14 protein-coding genes and 1 tRNA gene are annotated in these 18,877 nt (G+C 64.0%); all 15 read left to right on the top strand.

The features are described from left to right. Window positions 1-65: 65 nt before the first annotated feature. The 15 genes from HWE17_RS09950 to HWE17_RS09880 all read left to right on the top strand — a co-directional run bounded on the left by HWE17_RS09950 (window position 66) and on the right by HWE17_RS09880 (window position 18,796). Window positions 66-4,244, top strand: a complete 4,179-nt coding sequence (locus tag HWE17_RS09950; RefSeq protein ID WP_255206184.1) for a two-component regulator propeller domain-containing protein — start codon at window positions 66-68, stop codon at window positions 4,242-4,244. An 86-nt stretch (window positions 4,245-4,330) separates the two neighbouring features. Beyond that, the gene (locus tag HWE17_RS09945) at window positions 4,331-5,041 is read left to right on the top strand and encodes a response regulator (RefSeq protein ID WP_035828776.1); all 711 of its coding nucleotides are present in this window, start codon (window positions 4,331-4,333) and stop codon (window positions 5,039-5,041) included. A gap of 92 nt (window positions 5,042-5,133) precedes the next feature. After that, the gene (locus tag HWE17_RS09940) at window positions 5,134-6,753 is read left to right on the top strand and encodes an AMP-binding protein (protein WP_176388662.1); all 1,620 of its coding nucleotides are present in this window, start codon (window positions 5,134-5,136) and stop codon (window positions 6,751-6,753) included. Next, the gene (locus tag HWE17_RS09935; protein WP_176388661.1) at window positions 6,750-9,125 is read left to right on the top strand and encodes a bifunctional salicylyl-CoA 5-hydroxylase/oxidoreductase; all 2,376 of its coding nucleotides are present in this window, start codon (window positions 6,750-6,752) and stop codon (window positions 9,123-9,125) included. Before HWE17_RS09940 ends, HWE17_RS09935 begins: the two co-directional genes overlap by 4 nt. A gap of 1 nt (window position 9,126) precedes the next feature. Next, entirely contained in the window at window positions 9,127-9,927 is an 801-nt protein-coding gene (locus tag HWE17_RS09930; RefSeq protein ID WP_176388660.1) for an SDR family NAD(P)-dependent oxidoreductase, read from the top strand. Window positions 9,928-9,940: 13 nt separating this feature from the next. Then, on the top strand, window positions 9,941-10,468 hold the full coding sequence (locus HWE17_RS09925) for a MarR family winged helix-turn-helix transcriptional regulator (protein ID WP_176388659.1): 528 nt from the start codon (window positions 9,941-9,943) through the stop codon (window positions 10,466-10,468). 2 nt (window positions 10,469-10,470) lie between these two features. Further along, window positions 10,471-11,325, top strand: a complete 855-nt coding sequence (locus tag HWE17_RS09920) for an enoyl-CoA hydratase family protein (RefSeq protein WP_176388658.1) — start codon at window positions 10,471-10,473, stop codon at window positions 11,323-11,325. A gap of 1 nt (window position 11,326) precedes the next feature. Next, complete coding sequence (locus HWE17_RS09915; RefSeq protein ID WP_176388657.1) at window positions 11,327-12,478, top strand: acyl-CoA dehydrogenase family protein; 1,152 nt, start codon at window positions 11,327-11,329, stop codon at window positions 12,476-12,478. 26 nt (window positions 12,479-12,504) lie between these two features. Continuing rightward, the gene (locus tag HWE17_RS09910; protein ID WP_035828787.1) at window positions 12,505-12,897 is read left to right on the top strand and encodes a RidA family protein; all 393 of its coding nucleotides are present in this window, start codon (window positions 12,505-12,507) and stop codon (window positions 12,895-12,897) included. 119 nt (window positions 12,898-13,016) lie between these two features. Then, on the top strand, window positions 13,017-13,790 hold the full coding sequence (locus tag HWE17_RS09905) for a PEP_CTERM-anchored TLD domain-containing protein (RefSeq protein WP_235211809.1): 774 nt from the start codon (window positions 13,017-13,019) through the stop codon (window positions 13,788-13,790). Then, window positions 13,780-13,974 carry a hypothetical protein gene (locus HWE17_RS09900; RefSeq protein WP_152598871.1) on the top strand — a complete coding sequence of 65 codons (195 nt, stop codon included), beginning with the start codon at window positions 13,780-13,782 and terminating at the stop codon, window positions 13,972-13,974. Before HWE17_RS09905 ends, HWE17_RS09900 begins: the two co-directional genes overlap by 11 nt. A 57-nt stretch (window positions 13,975-14,031) precedes the next feature. Next, window positions 14,032-15,504 carry an MBOAT family protein gene (locus HWE17_RS09895; RefSeq protein WP_035825799.1) on the top strand — a complete coding sequence of 491 codons (1,473 nt, stop codon included), beginning with the start codon at window positions 14,032-14,034 and terminating at the stop codon, window positions 15,502-15,504. A 59-nt stretch (window positions 15,505-15,563) separates the two neighbouring features. Continuing rightward, complete coding sequence (locus HWE17_RS09890; RefSeq protein ID WP_176388656.1) at window positions 15,564-16,580, top strand: hypothetical protein; 1,017 nt, start codon at window positions 15,564-15,566, stop codon at window positions 16,578-16,580. Between the two features lie 76 nt (window positions 16,581-16,656). Further along, window positions 16,657-16,731, top strand: a tRNA-Arg gene (locus HWE17_RS09885). A gap of 172 nt (window positions 16,732-16,903) precedes the next feature. Further along, window positions 16,904-18,796 (top strand): ATP-binding cassette domain-containing protein, encoded by a 1,893-nt coding sequence (locus HWE17_RS09880; RefSeq protein ID WP_176388655.1) that lies wholly within the window; start codon window positions 16,904-16,906, stop codon window positions 18,794-18,796. The last annotated feature ends 81 nt before the right edge of the window (window positions 18,797-18,877 follow it).

Genomic DNA, 18,877 nt, shown 5'->3' with positions numbered 1-18,877 from the left:
TTGACAGGACGACTGTGCTGGTATTTCGACGTGTTTGCGATGTGGTGTTGTTATTCAGTCTACTGTTGAGCGGCTGGGCCGCGGCGGCGCCCGCGCCCACCCTGCGTTTCGACCAGCTCAGCGTCGACCAGGGCCTGGCGCAGGAATCGGTGCTGGCCATCGCCCAGGACCGGCAGGGCTATATGTGGTTCGGCAGCCAGTCTGGCCTGAGCCGCTATGACGGCTACCGCATGGTCGTCTACAAAAATATCGAAGGCGACAAGACCAGCCTGGCCGACAACTGGGTGGGCGAGCTGCACGTCGATAGCCAGGGCCAGCTGTGGGTCGGCACCGACAATGGCCTGGACCGCTTCGACGCCGCCAGCCAGACCTTCATCCACTACGCCCCGGCCGAAAAGAGCAAGCGCGGCAACGGCAACCGGCATATCCACGCCATCCTCGACGATGGCGCGCGCGGCTTCTGGATCGCCACCTCGGACGGCTTGCAGCATTTCGATCCGGCCACGGGCGCCTTCCGCACCTGGCACCATGAAGAAGGCAAGCCGCACAGCCTGGGCGACAATGAAATCAAGGCGCTGGCGCTGGACGCGCAGCAGCGCCTGTGGATCGGCACGGTCACGGGCCTGGACATGCTGGCGCCGGGCAGCGACCGCTTCGAGCATTTCGCCGTCGACACGGAGCCTGGCTCGAAGTACAACGTCATCCAGTCGCTGCTGATCGACCGCCAGCAGAATCTGTGGATCGGCACCATGGCCGGCGCCGAGCGCTGGCGACTGGGTGCCGCCGGGCAGGCGCCGCAGGCCAGAGTGCGCTTCGGCGAGAAACATGGCTTTTCCGCCATCCGCGTGGCCAGCCTGTATCAGGACATTGACGCCACGGTCTGGCTGGGCAGCAATGCCGACGGCCTGTTCCGCTGGCTGCCCGAGAGCGACACCTTCCTGCAGTATCGCCACCAGACGGGCGACAAGTTCAGCGTCGCCGACAACCAGCTGTCATCCTTGTACCGCGACCGCGCCGGCACCTTCTGGGTCGGCTCCTGGTACAACGGCGTGAGCCGGGTCGACCTGGGCAGCGGCGGCTTTTCGCGCATGGCGCGCGCGCCCGGCGACGTGGGCGCGCTGGCGGACAAGAAAGTGCGCGCCGTGGCCGACGCGGGCAATGGCAAGCTGTGGCTGGCCACCAAGGGCGGCCTGAAACTGTACGACACGCGCGACGGCAGCTCGCGCCTGTTCGACCTGCGCAGTTCGCCCGGCATGTCGCGCGACGAGCAGGTCACCACCCTGTACAAGGCGCCGGACGGTGTGCTGTGGGTGGGCGGCTCGACGGGCTTGCACCGCTTCGATCCGGCACTCGGGCGTTTCTTTACCATGCGCTTTGCCGCCGGCGATCCGAACAGCGACACCATCCGTAATGTCGTGAGCGACCGCAGCGGCATGCTGTGGGTCTCGACGCGCGGCGGCGTGCACCGCTTCGACCCCTCGACCAAGCGCTTTACCACCTACCGCCATGACCCGGCCAACCCGAACAGCCTGTCCGACAATATGGTGCGGCCCGTGCTGGAAGACGGCAAGGGGCGCTTGTGGATCGGCTCCTTCCACGGCCTGGACTTGCTCGACCGCGACACTGGCCACTTCCGCCATTTCCGCCACGATCCGCAAAACCCGCAGAGCCTGAGCCACGACGAGGTGCATTTCCTGCACGAGGACAAGCGCGGCGTGCTGTGGGTGGGCACGGCCAATGGCCTGAACCGCATGGACGTCGACGCCAAGGGCGAGATCCGATTCCGGCGCTTCGTGCGCAAGGATGGCATGGCCGACGATGCCGTCGCCAGCATCCTCGGCGACGACAACGAGCAGCTGTGGCTAAGTACGAACAGCGGCATCACGCGGCTCGACATGCGCAGCGGCCTGTTTCGCAACTACGACAGTGCCGACGGCACGGTGGAAGGCTCGTACTTCGATGGCGCGGCCCTGCGCGCCTCCGACGGCACCATGTACTTCGGCGGCTTTAACGGCATGACGGCGTTCGTGCCGCAGGATATCCACGACAACCGCGTGCCGCCGCTGGTGTCCATCACGGAACTGCAGATCTTCAACAAGCCGGTGGCCATCGGCCGCGGCGAGTTCGCGCACGTGCTCAGGACGGCCATCGACCATACGCGCCAGCTGGTGCTGACCAGCCGCGAAAGCGTCTTTTCGCTGGAATTCGCGGCCCTGCATTTCGCCGCGCCCCAGCGCAATATGTTCGCCTACCGGCTCGAAGGCTTCGACCAGGACTGGGTCATGACGGATGCGGGCCGGCGCTTTGCCACCTACACCAACCTCGATGCCGGCAACTACGTGTTTCGCGTCAAGGCGGCCAACAAGGACGGCGTGTGGAACGAGAGCGGCGCCACCCTGGCCATCACGATTTTGCCGCCGTTCTGGAAAACCTGGTGGTTCCGCACCCTGATGGCGGCGCTGCTGCTGGGCGCCATTTATGGCGCCTACCGCCAGCGCGTGCGCGCGCTGCGGCATCAGCAGAATGAACTGGAAAAGCAGGTCAGCGAGCGCACGGCCGAGTTGCAGAGCAAGGAAATCGAAGTGCTGGCCCAGTCGGAAAAGCTGGCGCAAGTGAACAGCAGCCTGACGAAAAACGAGGAAAGCCTGCGCCAGGCCAAGCGCAAGGCCGAGGATGCGACGCGCCAGAAGTCGGAATTTTTGGCCAACATGAGCCACGAGATGCGCACGCCGCTGGCCGGCGTGATCGGCATGCTGGGCTTTGCCCTGCGCGACGAGCAGCTGCACGACGCCACGCGCGAGCAGATCCTGCGCGGCCAGGCCAATGCCCAGTCGCTGCTGGTGATCATCAATGACTTGCTCGATTTTTCCAAGATCGAGGCGGGCAAGCTGAGTATCGAAAACATCGACTTCGCGCTCGGCGCGGCGATCGAGACGGTCGTCAGCCTGTTCGAGGAGCAGGCGGCCGCGCGCAGCATCGGTTTCTCCATCGATTTCGCGCCCGACCTGCCGCCGTTCGTGGTGGGCGACCCGACCCGCTTGCGCCAGGTGCTGGTCAACCTGGTCGGCAATGCCTTCAAGTTCACCCAGCGCGGCGGCGTCAGCGTCTGCGTCGAGCGGGCCGGCGTGGCCAGCGGCAGTGGCGGACGGCGTGTCAACCTGATCCGTTTTACGGTCAGCGACAGCGGCATCGGCATCGATGCGGACGCGATGGCGCGCCTGTTCCAGAAGTTCGAGCAGGCCGACGCCAGCACCACGCGGCGCTACGGCGGCACGGGGCTGGGCCTGGCGATCTGCCGCCAGCTGGTCGAATTGATGGAGGGCGAGATCGAAGTGGCCAGCACACCGGGGCAGGGCAGCACCTTTGCCTTCACCTTGCCGCTGGCCGATGGCGTGGCGCCGCCGCTGGTGCCGCAGGTGGCGCTGGCGCCGCACAGCCACCAGTTGCGCGTGCTGTGCGCGGAAGACTTCCCCACCAACCAGATCATCATCCGCGTCATGCTCGAGGAACTGGGGCACCGGGTCGACGTCGTCGCCAACGGCGTGCTGGCGGTGGCCGCCTGCGTGCATACGCGCTATGACCTGATCCTGATGGATGGGCGCATGCCGGAGATGGACGGCGCCACGGCGACGCGCTTGATCCGCGTGGGCGGCTGGCCGGACCAGCCCGTGCGCGACCAGGAACTGATGATCGTGGCCCTGACGGCGAACGCCAGCGACGAAGACCGCAGCCGTTATCTTGGCGTCGGCATGGATGATTTCCTCAGCAAACCGGTGGACGAGGCGGTGCTGCATGGCTTGCTGGCGCGCGCCATCGAGCGCCAGCTGCAGCGCGGTTTCATGTTGCCGCGCATGCCGTCGGATGCGCCGCGCGCCGCCGCGCGCGGGCAGGCCGAACTCGACGCCCTGTTCGGCATCGCGCCGGCGGTTCCCGTGCCGGCGCCTGCCCAGTCCATCCGCAGCGGCGAACTGCAACGGCGCATCCGCGTCGCCTTCCTCGCCGACCTGGAGGGGCGTTTGCGTGAACTCGACGCCGCCCTGGCGGCGCAGGACAAGGACAACGCCGGGCGCCTGCTGCACGGTTTGAAGGGCAGTGCCGCCTATCTCGATGAAACGCAGCTGCACATGCTGTGCACGGAAATGGAGGAGGCGGCGGACGGCGGGCGCTGGACGCAGGTGGCCCTGCATTTGCCGCAATTGCGCGCACTGTTGGCGCAAATAGCCGTTTCTGGCAAGGAAATGTAAAATAGGCAATGCCGGCCATCGAGCGCGCGGCCAAACTGGGTAGAATATGGCCAGGCACCGTGACGCTGCCGCCTATGGAGAAAGCAATGAAAGTACTGGTGGTTGACGATGATGTCGTGTCGCGCATGGTATTGATGCATCTGATCGACAGCTGCGGCGTGCACGATATCGTGGAAGCCGAAGATGGCGCGGCGGCGTGGGAGCAGCTCGAAGGCGGCTTGCGTCCGTCGCTGTGTTTTTGCGATTTGCGCATGCCGCGCCTGTCCGGCATGGAGCTGCTGCAGAAAATCCGCTCCGACAGCGCGCTCGACGCCATGCCGCTGGTGCTTGTGTCGTCGGCGAATGACCAGGACACGGTGCGCGACGCCGTGCAGGCTGGCGCTGCCGGCTACATCGTCAAGCCCTTCCAGCCGGAGCAGGTGCGCCAGCATATCGACGCCTGCTTCGACGTTTCGGCCTTGCCGGCCGAGGCGCCGCGCGACACCTTGCAGCGCCTGGGCATCGACAGCGAACGTCTGCTGGCCTACCTGACGGGCTTCCAGGGACAGATAGTCGCCGCTGGCGAGCAGGTCGACGCCTTGCTGGCGCGCGGCGAACCGGCCCAGGCGCGCCAGCAGCTCGAACGCCTGCACCTCGGTTGCCGCACCTTGGGTCTGCACGGCGCGGAAGCGGGCATGATGGCCTTGCTGCAGGCCGCGGTGCTCGACGGCGGCCAGATACAAACGGCCCTGGCCGCGCTGGCGCGCAGCGTGGCGCAGCAGGCGCGTCTGGCACAGAAGCCGGACGGCGCTGGCTGAATTCGCTGTTTTCCGCTTGCCGGGAAAATACTTTAGGTTTAAAGTATCTGCTTCCGGGCCTTTGCACGCGCCCGTCACCAGCCAGGACGAGCATGAGCAGCGACCCTTCGCCTACCACCGCATCTCCCCGGGACGACTTCGCGCGTGCGCACTTGCCGCCGCGCGCGCACTGGCCGCAGCTGTGCCTGGACTTGCCCGAGCTGCAGTATCCGGCGCGCCTCAATTGCGTCGCCGCGCTGCTCGATGCGGCCGTGGCCGATGGCGGCGGTGGACGCACCGCCATCCTTGCCGACGGCCAGCGCTGGACTTACGCGCAGCTGGCGCGCCAGGTCGACCGCATCGCCCACGTGCTGCGCGCAGACCTGGGCCTGATCCCCGGCAACCGCGTGCTGCTGCGCGGCGCGAATACCCCCATGATGGCCGCCTGCCTGCTGGCCGTGCTGAAGGCCGGCTGCATCGCCGTGCCCACCATGCCGCTGCTGCGCGCGCGCGAGCTGTCCACGATTATCATCAAGGCGGAAGTCAATGCCGTGCTGTGCGCGCAAGGCTTGCGCGCGGAGCTCGATGGCGTGCCCGGCTTGCCGGCCATGCTGTGCTTTGGCGCCGATGACGCGGAACTGGAACAGCGCATGGCGGCCCACGCTGCACCGTTTGCCGCGTGCGATACGGCGGCCGATGACGTCTGCCTGATCAGCTTTACCTCGGGCACGACGGGCGTCCCCAAAGGCACCATGCACATGCACCGCGACTTGCTGGCCATCTGCGACTGCTTTCCCCGCTCCATGCTGCAGGTGCGCGCCGGCGATATCTTCATCGGCACGCCGCCGCTGGCGTTCACCTTCGGCCTTGGCGGCCTGCTGCTGTTCCCGCTGCGCTTTGGCGCTTGCACCGTGCTGCTGGAAAAACTCACGCCCGAGAGCCTGCTGCGCGCCATCGGCGCCTACGGCGCCACGATCTGCTTCACGGCGCCCACCTTTTACCGCCAGATGGCGCCCCTGGCGGCCAGCCACGACGTGCGCAGCCTGCGTTTGTGCGTGTCGGCCGGCGAGGCGCTGCCGCTGGCCACGCGCGACGCCTGGCAGGCGGCGACGGGCCTGGCCATGACGGACGGCATCGGCGCCACCGAAATGCTGCACATCTTCATTTCCGCCACGGGCGAGGGCATCCGCCGTGGCGCCATCGGCAAGGCCATTCCCGGCTACCAGGCGTGCATCGTCGATGAGGCCGGCGTGCCGCAGCCGCCCGGCGTGACGGGCCGCCTGGCCGTGAAAGGCCCCACCGGTTGCCGCTACCTGTCCGACCTGCGCCAGCGCGAGTATGTGCAGAACGGCTGGAACCTGACGGGCGACACCTTCGAGATGGATGCCGACGGCTACTTCTATTACCGCTCGCGCAGCGACGACATGATCGTCTCGGCCGGCTACAACATTGCCGGCCCGGAAGTGGAAGAGGCGCTGCTGCGCCACCCGGCCGTAGCCGAATGCGGCGTGGTCGGGCGCGCCGATGCCGAGCGTGGCCAGATCGTCGAGGCGCACATCGTGCTGAAGGAGGGCGGCCAGGCCAGCGACCTGCTGGCGGCCGAACTGCAGGACTTCGTGCGCCAGCAGATCGCCCCCTATAAATACCCGCGCGCCATCCGTTTCCTGCCTTCCCTGCCGCGTACGGAAACGGGCAAGCTGCAGCGCTTCAAACTTCGTACGGATACGCCATGAATATCGTCTGCATCGGCGGCGGCCCCGCCGGCCTGTATTTCAGCCTGCTCATGAAAAAGCAGAACCCGGATCACCACATCACCGTCATCGAGCGCAACCGGCCGTATGACACGTTTGGCTGGGGCGTCGTGTTTTCCGACCAGACCCTGGGCAACCTGGCCAACGCGGACGAGCCGACCGCGCGCGCCATCCTGCAGGCCTTCAACCACTGGGACGATATCGAGATCCACTTCAAGGGCCAGACCGTGCGTTCCGGCGGCCATGGCTTTTGCGGCATCGGCCGCAAGCGCCTGCTCAACATCCTGCAGGCGCGCTGCGAGGAACTTGGCGTGCAACTGGTGTTCGAGACGGAAGTGCAGGACGACCAGGCCATCGCGCAGCAGTACGGCGCCGACCTGGTGATCGCCAGCGACGGCTTGAACAGCCGCATCCGCACGCGCTATGCGGCCAGCTACCAGCCCGAGATCGACCAGCGCCAGTGTCGCTTCGTCTGGCTCGGCACGCGCAAGAAATTCGAGGCATTCACGTTTGCCTTCCGCCAGACGCCGCACGGCTGGTTCCAGGCGCATATCTATCAATACGATGGCGACACCTCCACCTTCATCGTCGAAACGCCCGAACACGTGTGGCGCGCGGCGGGTTTGGATGCCATGAGCCAGGAAGAGGGCATCGCCTTTTGCGAAGCGCTGTTCGCCGAGGAGCTCGACGGGCAAGGATTGCTGAGCAATTCGCCGCACTTGCGCGGCTCGGCGCAGTGGATCACCTTCCCGCGCATCGTTTGCCGCCAGTGGGTGCATGTACAGGACGGCGTGCCCGTCGTGCTGATGGGCGACGCGGCCCACACGGCGCATTACTCGATTGGCTCGGGCACCAAGCTGGCGCTGGAAGACGCCATCGAGCTGGCCCGCTGCTTCGGCCAGCATGCGGAAGCTGGTGCCGCGCTGGGCGCCTACCAGCAGGCGCGCGCGGTCGAGGTGCTGAAAATCCAGAGCGCGGCGCGCAATTCCATGGAGTGGTTTGAAAACGTCGAGCGCTACAGCGCCATGGAAGCGCCGCAGTTCGCCTATTCCATGCTCACGCGCAGCCAGCGCATTTCGCATGAAAACCTGCGCCTGCGCGACCCTGCGTATGTGTCCGATTATGAACGGTGGCTGGCGCGGCGCGCGGGCGAGCAGGCTGGAGTGGCGATGCGGGACGAGGCCCTGCCGCCCATGCTCACGCCCTTCCGGCTGCGCGGCGTGCTGCTGAAAAACCGCATCGCCGTCTCGCCCATGGCGCAATACAGCGCCGTCGATGGCGTGGCGGGAGATTACCATCTGATGCACCTGGGCGCGCGCGCCATGGGCGGCGCGGGTCTCGTGTTTGCCGAGATGACGTGCGTGTCGGCCGATGCGCGCATCACGCCCGCCTGCCCCGGCATGTACAGCGAAGCCCACACGCAGGCGTGGCGCCGCATCGTCGATTTCGTGCATGCGAACAGCGATGCGAAGATCGCCCTGCAACTGGGCCACGCAGGGGCGAAAGGCTCGACGCAGCCCATGTGGGACGGCATCGACCTGCCCTTGAAGAAAGATAACTGGCCGCTGCTGGCGGCCTCGGAACAGCAATACCTGGCCGGCGTGTCGCAGGTGGCGCGCGCGGCCACGGAAAGCGACCTGGCGCGCATCGAGCAGGACTTCGTGCGCGCCACCCTGGCCGCCGCCGTCGCCGGTTTCGACTGGCTGGAACTGCATTGCGCGCATGGTTATCTGCTGTCGAGTTTTATCTCGCCGCTGACCAACCGCCGCACGGACGACTATGGCGGCAGCCTGGAAAACCGCTGCCGCTATCCGCTGCGCGTGTTCCGCGCCATGCGCGCCGCCTGGCCGCAGGATAAACCGATGAGCGTGCGCATCTCGGCCCACGACTGGGTCGAAGGCGGCATCACGCCAGATGACGCGGTGCGCATCGCGCGCCTGTTCAAGCAGGCGGGCGCCGACCTGATCGACTGTTCCTCGGGCCAGGTGAGCAAACTCGAACAGCCCGTATACGGGCGCATGTTCCAGGCGCCGTTCGCCGACCGCGTGCGCAACGAGGCGGGCATCGCCAGCATGGCCGTCGGCTCGATCTTCGAGGCGGATCACGCCAACAGCATCATCGCCGCCGGGCGCGCCGACCTGTGCGCCGTGGGCCGGCCGCACCTGGCCAACCCCGCCTGGACCCTGACGGAAATGGCGCGCATCGGCTACAGCGGCGCAGGCGCAGCGTGGCCGAAACAGTACCGGCCGGGCCAGCAGCAGCTGGAACGCAATCTGCAGCGCGAGCGCCAGCTGGCCGCCGCCAATACGGGCCTCACCCCGCAACAGGTGGCCGCGCGGCTGCTGGAAGGATGACATGAGCAAGGAAGCATTGATGGACACGCTGTTAGAAAAACACGCGCTGGTGACGGGCGCCGGCAGCGGCATCGGCTTCGCGTGCGCGGGCGCCTTGCTGGACGCGGGCGCCAGGGTCACCCTGGCCGGGCGCGATGGCGCGCGGCTGGCGCGCGCGCGCATGCAGCTGGAAGAGGCGGGCCACGCGGGCAGGGTCGCCGTCTGCGTGCTCGACGTGGCCGTGGAAGCGTCCGTGCAGGCGGGCTTCGCGCAGGCGGCCGCGCATTTCGGCCGCATCGATATATTGATCAATAACGCGGGCCAGGCGCATGCGGCGCCCTTCGGCAAGACGGATGCCGCCATCTGGCAGCAGATGCTGGCCGTGAACCTGACGGGCGTGTATCACTGCTGCCATGCCGCCATGCCGGCCATGCTGGAAGCGGGCTGGGGCCGCATCGTCAACGTGGCGTCGACGGCGGGCCTGAAGGGTTATCGCTACGTCAGCGCCTATGTCGCCGCCAAGCATGGCGTGATCGGCCTGACGCGCGCGCTGGCGCTGGAAGTGGCGCCGCGCGGCGTCACCGTCAACGCCGTCTGCCCCGGCTACACGGAAACGGACATGGTGGCGCAGGCCGTGCAAAACATCGTGCGCAAGACGGGGCGCGGCGAAGACGCGGCGCGCGCGGAACTGGCGGCCAGCAACCCGCAGCAGCGGCTGGTGCAGCCGCGCGAAGTGGCCGATGCGGTGGCGTGGCTATGCCTGCCCGCGTCGGCCGCCATGAATGGACAATCGATCGCCGTCGCCGGCGGCGAAGTCATGTAACTGAGTGAAGACCATGGATAAAGAACCCGAAAATTTGCAGGACGAAGCCGTACCGGAAGAGCCGGTGCTGGACCTGGCGAGCCGGCTGACGCAGGACCACCACCAGTCGCTGAAATTGTGGCTGCGCATGCTGTCATGTACGGTCAAAATTGAAAACGAGGTGCGCACGCGCCTGCGCGCCACCTTCGGCATCACCTTGCCCCGCTTCGACTTGATGGCGCAGCTTGAACGCTTTCCCGAAGGCTTGCGCATGGGCGAACTGTCCCGGCGCATGATGGTCACGGGCGGCAATATCACGGGCATCACCGACCAGCTGGAACAGGAAAAGCTGGTGGTGCGCGTGGTCGACCCGAAAGACCGTCGCTCCTACAGCGTCAAGCTGACGCCGGCGGGCCGGCGCGCGTTCGACGAGATGGCGCGCGTGCACGAAGGCTGGATCGCCGAACTGCTGCACGGCGTGACGCCGGACGACAAAACCCGCTTGATCGACCTGCTGTCGCACATGAAACAGCAGTTGAATAACACCCCCATAAAGGACTGAGCATGCGCCATCTACCCGGCCAGCCGCAAGACCTGCCAGGCAACCGCGCCAGCCTGGCCGGCTACGCCGCGCGGCATTTTCTGTTTTCCGTCGACGCCGGCGTCGCCACCTTGACTTTGCACCGGCCCGAGCGCAAGAATCCGCTCACTTTTGACTCTTATGCGGAATTGCGCGAGCTGTTTCGCGCGCTGGCGCATGCGGACGACGTCAAGGCCGTCATCATCACGGGCAGTGGCGACAATTTCTGCTCGGGCGGCGACGTGCACGACATCATCGGCCCGCTGACAAAACTCGACATGCCCGGCTTGCTGGCCTTTACCCGCATGACGGGCGACGTGGTGAAAGCCATGCGCGCCTGCCCGCAGCCCATCATCGCCGCCATCGACGGCATTTGCGCGGGCGCCGGCGCCATGCTGGCGCTGGCCTCCGATATCCGCCTCGGCACGGCGCGCAGCAAGACGGCCTTTTTGTTTACCCGCGTGGGCCTGGCCGGCTGCGACATGGGTGCCTGCGCCTTGCTGCCGCGCGTGATCGGCCAGGGCCGCGCCGCCGAGCTGCTGTACACGGGGCGCTCGCTGACCGGCGCCGAGGGTGAACGCTGGGGCTGGCTCAACCGCCTGGTCGAACCCGAGGAGCTGGCCGAGGCGGCGCAGCTGTTCGCGGCCGGCCTGGCCAGCGGCCCCACCTTCGCCCATGGCATGACGAAAAAAATGCTGCAGCAGGAGTGGAACATGGGCGTCGACGAAGCGATCGAGGCGGAAGCCCAGGCGCAGGCCATTTGCATGGCCACCAACGATTTCCACCGCGCCTATCACGCTTTCGTAGCGAAGGAAAAACCACAATTCGAGGGTAACTGACATGCGTGACATGAGCTATCTGGACTGGCCATTTTTCGAGGCGCATCATGCCGGACTCGAACGCGAGCTCGATGCCTGGGCGACGCAGCACCTGGACGACGCGCATGGTGCCGACGTCGATGCGGCTTGCCGCGCGCTGGTGGCGCAACTGGGGCAGGGTGGCTGGCTCGCGCACGCCACCGGCACCGATGGCAAGATCGACACGCGCGCCATTTGCCTGATGCGCGAAACCCTGGCGCGCCACAATGGCCTGGCCGATTTCGCCTTTGCCATGCAGGGACTCGGTTCCGGCGCCATCGGCCTGTTCGGCAGCGCGCAGAACAAGGCGCGCTATCTGCCGGACGTGGCCAGCGGCAAGCGCATCGCCGCCTTTGCCCTGTCCGAACCGCAGGCCGGCTCCGACGTGGCGGCCATGGCGTGCGCGGCGCGCCGCGACGGCGACGAGTATGTGCTCGACGGCGAAAAGACGTGGATCTCGAACGGCGGCATCGCCGATTTTTACGTGGTGTTCGCCCGCACGGGCGAAGCGCCCGGCGCGCGCGGCATCAGCGCCTTCATCGTCGACGCCGACAATCCCGGGCTGGAAATCGCCGAGCGTATCGCCGTGATCGCGCCGCATCCGCTGGCGCGACTGCGTTTCAATCAGTGTCGCGTGCCCGTCTCGCAGCGCTTGGGCGAGGCGGGGCAGGGCTTCAAGGTGGCCATGGCGACACTCGACGTGTTTCGCACGTCGGTGGCCGCCGCCGCGCTGGGCTTTGCGCGGCGCGCCTTCGATGAAGCGCTGCGCCACGCGACAAAGCGCCAGATGTTTGGCCAGACCCTGGCCGACTTCCAGCTGACGCAGGCAAAATTGGCGCAGATGGCCACCGGCATCGATGCGGCCGCCTTGCTCACCTACCGCGCCGCCTGGCAGCGCGACCAGGGCCGCAAGGTGACGAAGGAAGCGGCAATGGCCAAGCTGACAGCCACGGAAACGGCGCAGCAGGTAATCGACGCGGCCGTGCAGCTGTTCGGCGGCATGGGCGTGGTGAGCGACCATCCGGTCGAGCGCCTGTACCGCGAAATTCGCGCCTTGCGCATCTACGAGGGCGCCAGCGAAGTACAGCAATTGATCATCGCGCGCGAATTGCTGCGCGAGGCGGCGGACGCATGACCCGCATCAACAACGAGGAAAGCAATATGCAAGTTTTACAACCACCGGGATGGGCCAGGCCGCGCGGCTATGCGAATGGCGTGGCCGCCAGCGGACGCACGGTGTACGTCAGCGGCATGATAGGCTGGGATGCGCAGGGCCAGTTCCATACGGACGATTTTGCGGGACAGGTGCGCCAGGCCCTGCAGAATATCGTCGCCGTGCTGGCCGAGGCGGGCGCCTTGCCCGAGCACATCGTGCGCATGAACTGGTATGTGCTCGACAAGAAGGAATACGTGGCGGCGTATCCGCAAATCGGCGTAGCCTACCGCGAGCTGATCGGCAAGCATTTTCCTGCCATGACGGCCGTGCAGGTGGCCGGCCTGATCGAGGATCGCGCCAGGGTGGAAATCGAGGTGACGGCCGTGCTGCCGCCATGATGGTGGCAGAAAACCATTGCATTAACTGCATTTCAATTGAAATTAATTAATGCAATTAATATATCACCCTGTGCTATATTGATATGCCGAAAATTCGCGGCAACTACACAGGGGGAGCGATGCAACAACAAATCATGCTGAAAATCAAGGCGGTGCAGCCCGTCACCTTGCTCGCTGGCGCCTTGCTGTGCATTGGTGCCGTGCCTGCCGCGTCGGCGCAATCCTTGCTCAACGGCGCGCAGGAAGCGCAGCTGTCCGCCTGGCTGGGCGAAGGTCCGCTGGCGCTGACGGCCATCTACACGAAGTCGGCGGGCGACACCTCGCGCGATTTTCACCTGGCTGCCGACGGCAGGGGACGCACCTTTTCCGTGATGCAGGCGAGCAACAGCGCCGGCCAGACTTGGCTGGTGGGCGGCTACAACCCGCAAAGCTGGAATTCGTCGGGCAACTACAACATGACGCCGGAAGACCGCGACCGCACGGCCTTCATCTTCAACCTGACTTCGGGCCAGCATTTCCGGCAAACGCCGAAAACCTATGCGCTGGACTCGGTGGGGTCGTATCAGACCTTCAATGACATCAACGCCGGCCCCACCTTCGGCATCGGCGCCGACCTGGGCATGTCGGCGGACCTGAGCACGAACGGCATTTCTTCGCGCTACTCCTACATCGACCCGGTCAATGGCATCTTTGGCGCCAGCTTGCTCGATGGCACGCCGTACGGCTCCTATCCCAACGTCACGTTTGGCGCCATGCAAGTATTTAGCGTCAGCGCCGTGCCTGAGCCGGCGATGTTGCAGCTGTTGCTGGCCGGCTTGTTGCTTGTCGGTGCAGCTACCGTGCGGCACAGGAAATTGAGCGTGCCGCCGTTTGCAACGAGGCGTGTCAAGTAAGACAGAACGCTTTTACGGGATCGACAGTGCGGCGGAACAGGAACATGGTGCGCAGGACTGGCTGACGGCGATGGCGCGCGTGATTGCGGCCGTGCGGCGCATGATGGCGCGTCGTGCGGGCAAGAACTCGTCTCATCCTCATGTTAAAAATAATAATAAACAAATATCGGCATCAAGCGTTTAGACTTGCGCTTGCTGGTCGCCGAAGCGTCACGTGTAAGCAACTTTATGGAATCGCGCCGTGTTATTTAATTCATTTCCGTTCTTTCTGGTGTTTTTGCCGTTGGCGTTGCTGGGATACTTTCTCATTTCAAAGTATTCGCTGCGGCTATCCATAATTTTCCTGTTGCTGGCCTCGCTTGCATTCTATAGCTACTGGGACGTCGCCTACCTGCCGCTGCTGCTGTTGTCAATCTGCTGTAATTTCACTATTGGCCGAGTCGTCTCGAAGCGTCAGGAGACGGGGCGCAAGCGCGAGGCAAAGCGCTGGCTGTGGGCCGGACTGGCCTTCAATTTGTCGCTGCTGGTGTTTTTCAAGTATTTTGATTTTGTGATCAGCAATGTTGCCACCTTGACGGGAGCGCCATTTCAGCCGCTGGGGATTACCTTGCCCATTGGCATTTCGTTTTTCACCTTTACGCAAATCGCCTACCTCGTCGATTGCCACGCCGGAAAAGTCAAGGATTACCAGCCAGAAAGCTATGGTTTATTTGTGACCTACTTTCCGCACCTGATCGCTGGTCCCATTCTGCATCACAAGGAGATGATGCCGCAGTTCGTGCAGGCCGAATCGCATGTTTTCAGTCGCGGGCGCCTGATCGTCGGCCTTGCATTCTTCACGGTTGGTTTGTTCAAGAAAGTTATTCTGGCCGATGGGATCGCGCGCTACGTCGCTCCCGTCTTCGACCTCCATCACGCCCATTTGAGCATGCTGGAGGCCTGGGCCGGTGCGCTGGCATATACCTTCCAGCTGTATTTCGACTTCTCGGCTTACTGCGACATGGCCTACGGCTTGTCCTATATGTTCGGCATCATCTTGCCCATTAACTTTTTCTCGCCATACAAGGCGACCTCGATCATCGATTTCTGGCGCCGATGGCACATCACGCTGTCCAATTTCCTGCGCGATTATTTGTATATCCCCCTGGGTGGGAACCGCAAGGGCGGGTTCTTGCGTTACCGCAATCTACTGATCACGATGCTGCTGGGCGGACTCTGGCACGGCGCCAACTGGACCTTCGTGGTATGGGGCGGCTTGCACGGCTTTTATCTCATCGTCAACCATGCGCTGCGCCACCTGTTGGGCCAGCGCAGCAACCTGGTGGTACGCGCTGGCGGCGCATTGGCGACTTTTTTTGCCGTGGTGCTGGCTTGGGTCTTTTTTCGCGCCAGTTCCATCGACGCGGCGCTGGATGTGCTCCAGGCCATGTGCGGCGGCACGCTGACGCCCGCCATGCAGGAAAGCATGCTGGGTGTGAACCGCATCATGCAGCTGAGTTCCTGTCTGTGGTGGCTGGGCGTCTGTGCCGCCATCATTTTTTTCATGCCGAATGTGTATGAGCTGCTGGGGCGAGGCTTGCGCGTGTCGACGGAGCAGCGCCTGGAAAGTGACCGGGGCAGTGTCCTGTTGGGGGCCATGTTGATGCTGTGCCTGGTCTTGCTGGCAATTAGTGAGACGCGTGGCGTTTCTGAATTCTTGTATTTTAATTTCTGATAAATCATATGCGCTCTATATTTGCGATAGGCCTGGGTGTCCTGGGTACGGCACTGGTGTTGGAAGCGTTGCTGCAATGCCTGCCGGTGGTGTCCGGCCTGCGCATGGAACAGAGCAGCGAGCAGCGCCCGTATGCCCGTTATCTGCCGCAGCAGGACTACGTGTATTCGCACGGCTGGGCGCTGGCGAATGCCCGGCATGGCAAGACGAATCGGCAGGGCTTTACCAACTCTCCTGATTTTAAGGATGGTGCGGCCGTTCTTGTCATCGGCGACAGCTTTATCGAAAGCTTGATGCTGGAGTATCCGGAAACCCTGCAAGGCCGGCTGGCTCAGACACTGGGCGGCGGCGTGTATGCCGCCTCCGCCTCGGGAAACGGGTTTGCCGATGCGCTGGAAGTGTTGCGTTATACGCGTGCGCAGCTGCATCCGCGCACGGTGGTGATGTTTGTCGAGCCGATGGACATGCTGGACATCCTGGCGCCAGCACAGCGGGGCCATAGCATGTTTGTCAGCGAGGGAAACAATATCAAACTGGTGCACGTCCCGTATGTCGAGTCCAAGGTCAAGCAGCTAGTTTCCTATTCGGCCCTGGTCCGTTATATCTATTACAACTTGAAGTTTCCTGACTGGTTGATGAGCCAGTTGCGCCGCAGTCCCCCTGGCGCGGCACAGGAGCTGGCCGCCGGCGCGCCTGATGCACGCCGCGCTGCCGCGCTTGAATACTACATGACGCAATTGCGCGCGCTGGGCGGCGCTGACGATACGCGCTTTATCTTCGTGGTCGATGCTGACCGGAACATGCTGTATGCGCCGCGGAAGGCGGTGCCGAACTGGAAAGCCGGTGATCGCACATTTTTTATCCAGAGTGCAATACGACATGGCTATCAGGTGGTGGACATGCAGCCCATATTCGCGCGCCATTGGGAGCAACAGCGCGAGCGCATGGATTTCCTGCCGGCGGACGGCCATTGGAACCCTGTGGCGCACGATCTGGCGGCGCAGCAAATCCTGCCCTTGCTGCCTTCGGCATCGCCTGCGTTGCCGGCGCCATTGCGCCAGGTGGCAGGACACTGAGGCGCCGGCCCCACGCACGCGCCCGATTGCCGGACTGTCAATGGCCGGAACTAGCCTGTATAATGCCGCTGCGCGTGTCGCCATCGTACAATGGATAGTACAAGGTCCTCCTAAGACTTAAATGCAGGTTCGATTCCTGCTGGCGACACCACGTTTCCACGCAACGCGCGTCGGCAGCCTGTGATCATCCAGGCGGTAATTACTGGTCGATGGCGATTGAAGTCCGAGTTATCGGTACAATGCGTGCTTCATTCATCCAATCGGCGGCTGTTTTGCACACCACGCGGTGTGCGCGAGACGGCGCCCGAGCACTCTTACTCATTATGGCTGTCATTTCTCTTTCATCGGCGCAACTTGCGTTCGGTCACGTCGCGCTGCTCGATCACGCGGAATTTTCACTGGAAACCACGGAGCGGGTCGGCTTGATCGGCCGTAACGGCACGGGTAAATCGTCGCTGTTGAAGGTTATTTCGGGCAAGTTCAAGCTCGATGACGGCTTGTTGGTGATGCAGCAAGGCATCAAGATCGCGTATGTGGAGCAGGAACCGCAATTCGACCCGGACATGTCCGTGTTCGATGCCGTCGCTTCCGGCATGGGCGAATCGCAGGCGTGGCTGAAGGAATACGATGCGCTGACGGGTCAGTTTGGCCAAGGCAATGACGACGAACTGATGGAACGCATGCACGACATCCAGGTCAAACTCGATGCGGCCGATGCGTGGAGCTTGCCGAACAAGGTTGAAACCGTACTCGACCGTCTGAACCTGACGGGCGACATGGCCATGAAAACCCTGTCCGGCGGGATGCAAAAGCGCGTGGCGCTGGCGCGTGCGCTGGTGTCGGCGCCTGACGTGCTGCTGCTCGATGAGCCGACCAACCATCTGGACTTCAGCTCCATCCTGTGGCTGGAAGGCTTGTTGCGCGACTTCAAGGGCAGCGTGCTGTTCATTACCCATGACCGCTCCTTCCTCGACAACGTTGCCACGCGCATCATCGAGCTCGACCGCGGCCGTTTGCTGTCGTATCCGGGCAACTTCACGGCGTACCAGACCCGCAAGGCGGAGCAGCTGGAAATCGAGGAAGTGGAAAACGCCAAGTTCGACAAGTTCCTGGCGCAGGAAGAAGTGTGGATACGCAAGGGCGTCAAGGCGCGCCGCGTGCGTGACGAAGGCCGCGTGCGCCGTCTGGAAGCGCTGCGTCTGACGCGCAATGCGCGCCGCGACCAGCAGGGACAAGTCAAGCTGGACGTCTCGGCCGGCGAACGCTCGGGCAAGATCGTGGCGGACCTGGAAAACGTTTCCAAGATTTATGGCGACAAGGTCATCGTCAAGGATTTCAGCGCCACCATCTTGCGCGGCGACAAGGTTGGCCTGATCGGCGCCAACGGTGCCGGCAAGACCACCTTGCTGAAGATGATCCTCGGCCAGGAAGAGTCGGACACGGGCAGCATCCGCCTGGGTACCAAGCTGCAAGTGGCGTATTTCGACCAGATGCGCACGCAGCTGAACGAAGAGGCGAACCTGATGGAAACCATCGCGCCAGGCAGCGACTGGGTCGAGATCAATGGCCAGCGCCGTCACGTGATGACGTATTTGAACGATTTCCTGTTCGCGCCGGAACGCGCCCGTTCGCCCGTCAAGTCCTTGTCCGGTGGCGAGCGCAACCGTTTGCTGCTGGCGCGCCTGTTCGCCAAGCCGGCCAACGTGCTGGTGCTCGATGAGCCGACCAATGACTTGGATATCGATACCCTGGAATTGCTGGAAGAGTTGCTGGAAGAATACACCGGCACCGTTTTCCTCGTCAGCCATGACCGCACCTTCCTCGACAACGTGGTCACGCAAGTGATCGTCGCCGAAGGCGAGGGCAAGTGGCGCGAATTCGTCGGCGGCTATACGGACTGGGAGCGCGTGCGCACCTTGCCGATCGCCACGGCGCCCGCCAGCAAGCCGGCCGTGAAGGTCGAGGCTGCCGCGCCGGCCGCCAAGCAGAAAAAGCTCAGCTACAAGGAACAGCGCGAGCTCGATGAGTTGCCGAAACTGATCGCCAAGCTGGAAGATGAGCAGTCGGTGCTGGCCGCCGAACTGTCGCACCCGGACTTCTACAAGAAGACGCCAGCCGAAGGCAAGCGCCTGAACGCGCGCGTGGCCGAGATCGAAGGCGAACTGCTGGAAGCGCTGGAAAAGTGGGAACTGATCGAGGCGCGCACCAATAGTTGATGCTTTTTTGCATACCCTGTTGTAATTAAGTCAGGATTATTTGCCACGGCAACGGTTCAGCTTGATATAATTATATAATTA

Source organism: Janthinobacterium sp. BJB401 (assembly GCF_013372745.1).
Taxonomy (GTDB): domain Bacteria; phylum Pseudomonadota; class Gammaproteobacteria; order Burkholderiales; family Burkholderiaceae_D; genus Janthinobacterium; species Janthinobacterium rivuli.
Note: the sequence above shows the minus strand (reverse complement) of the source record. Positions and strands in the feature narration are given on the sequence as shown.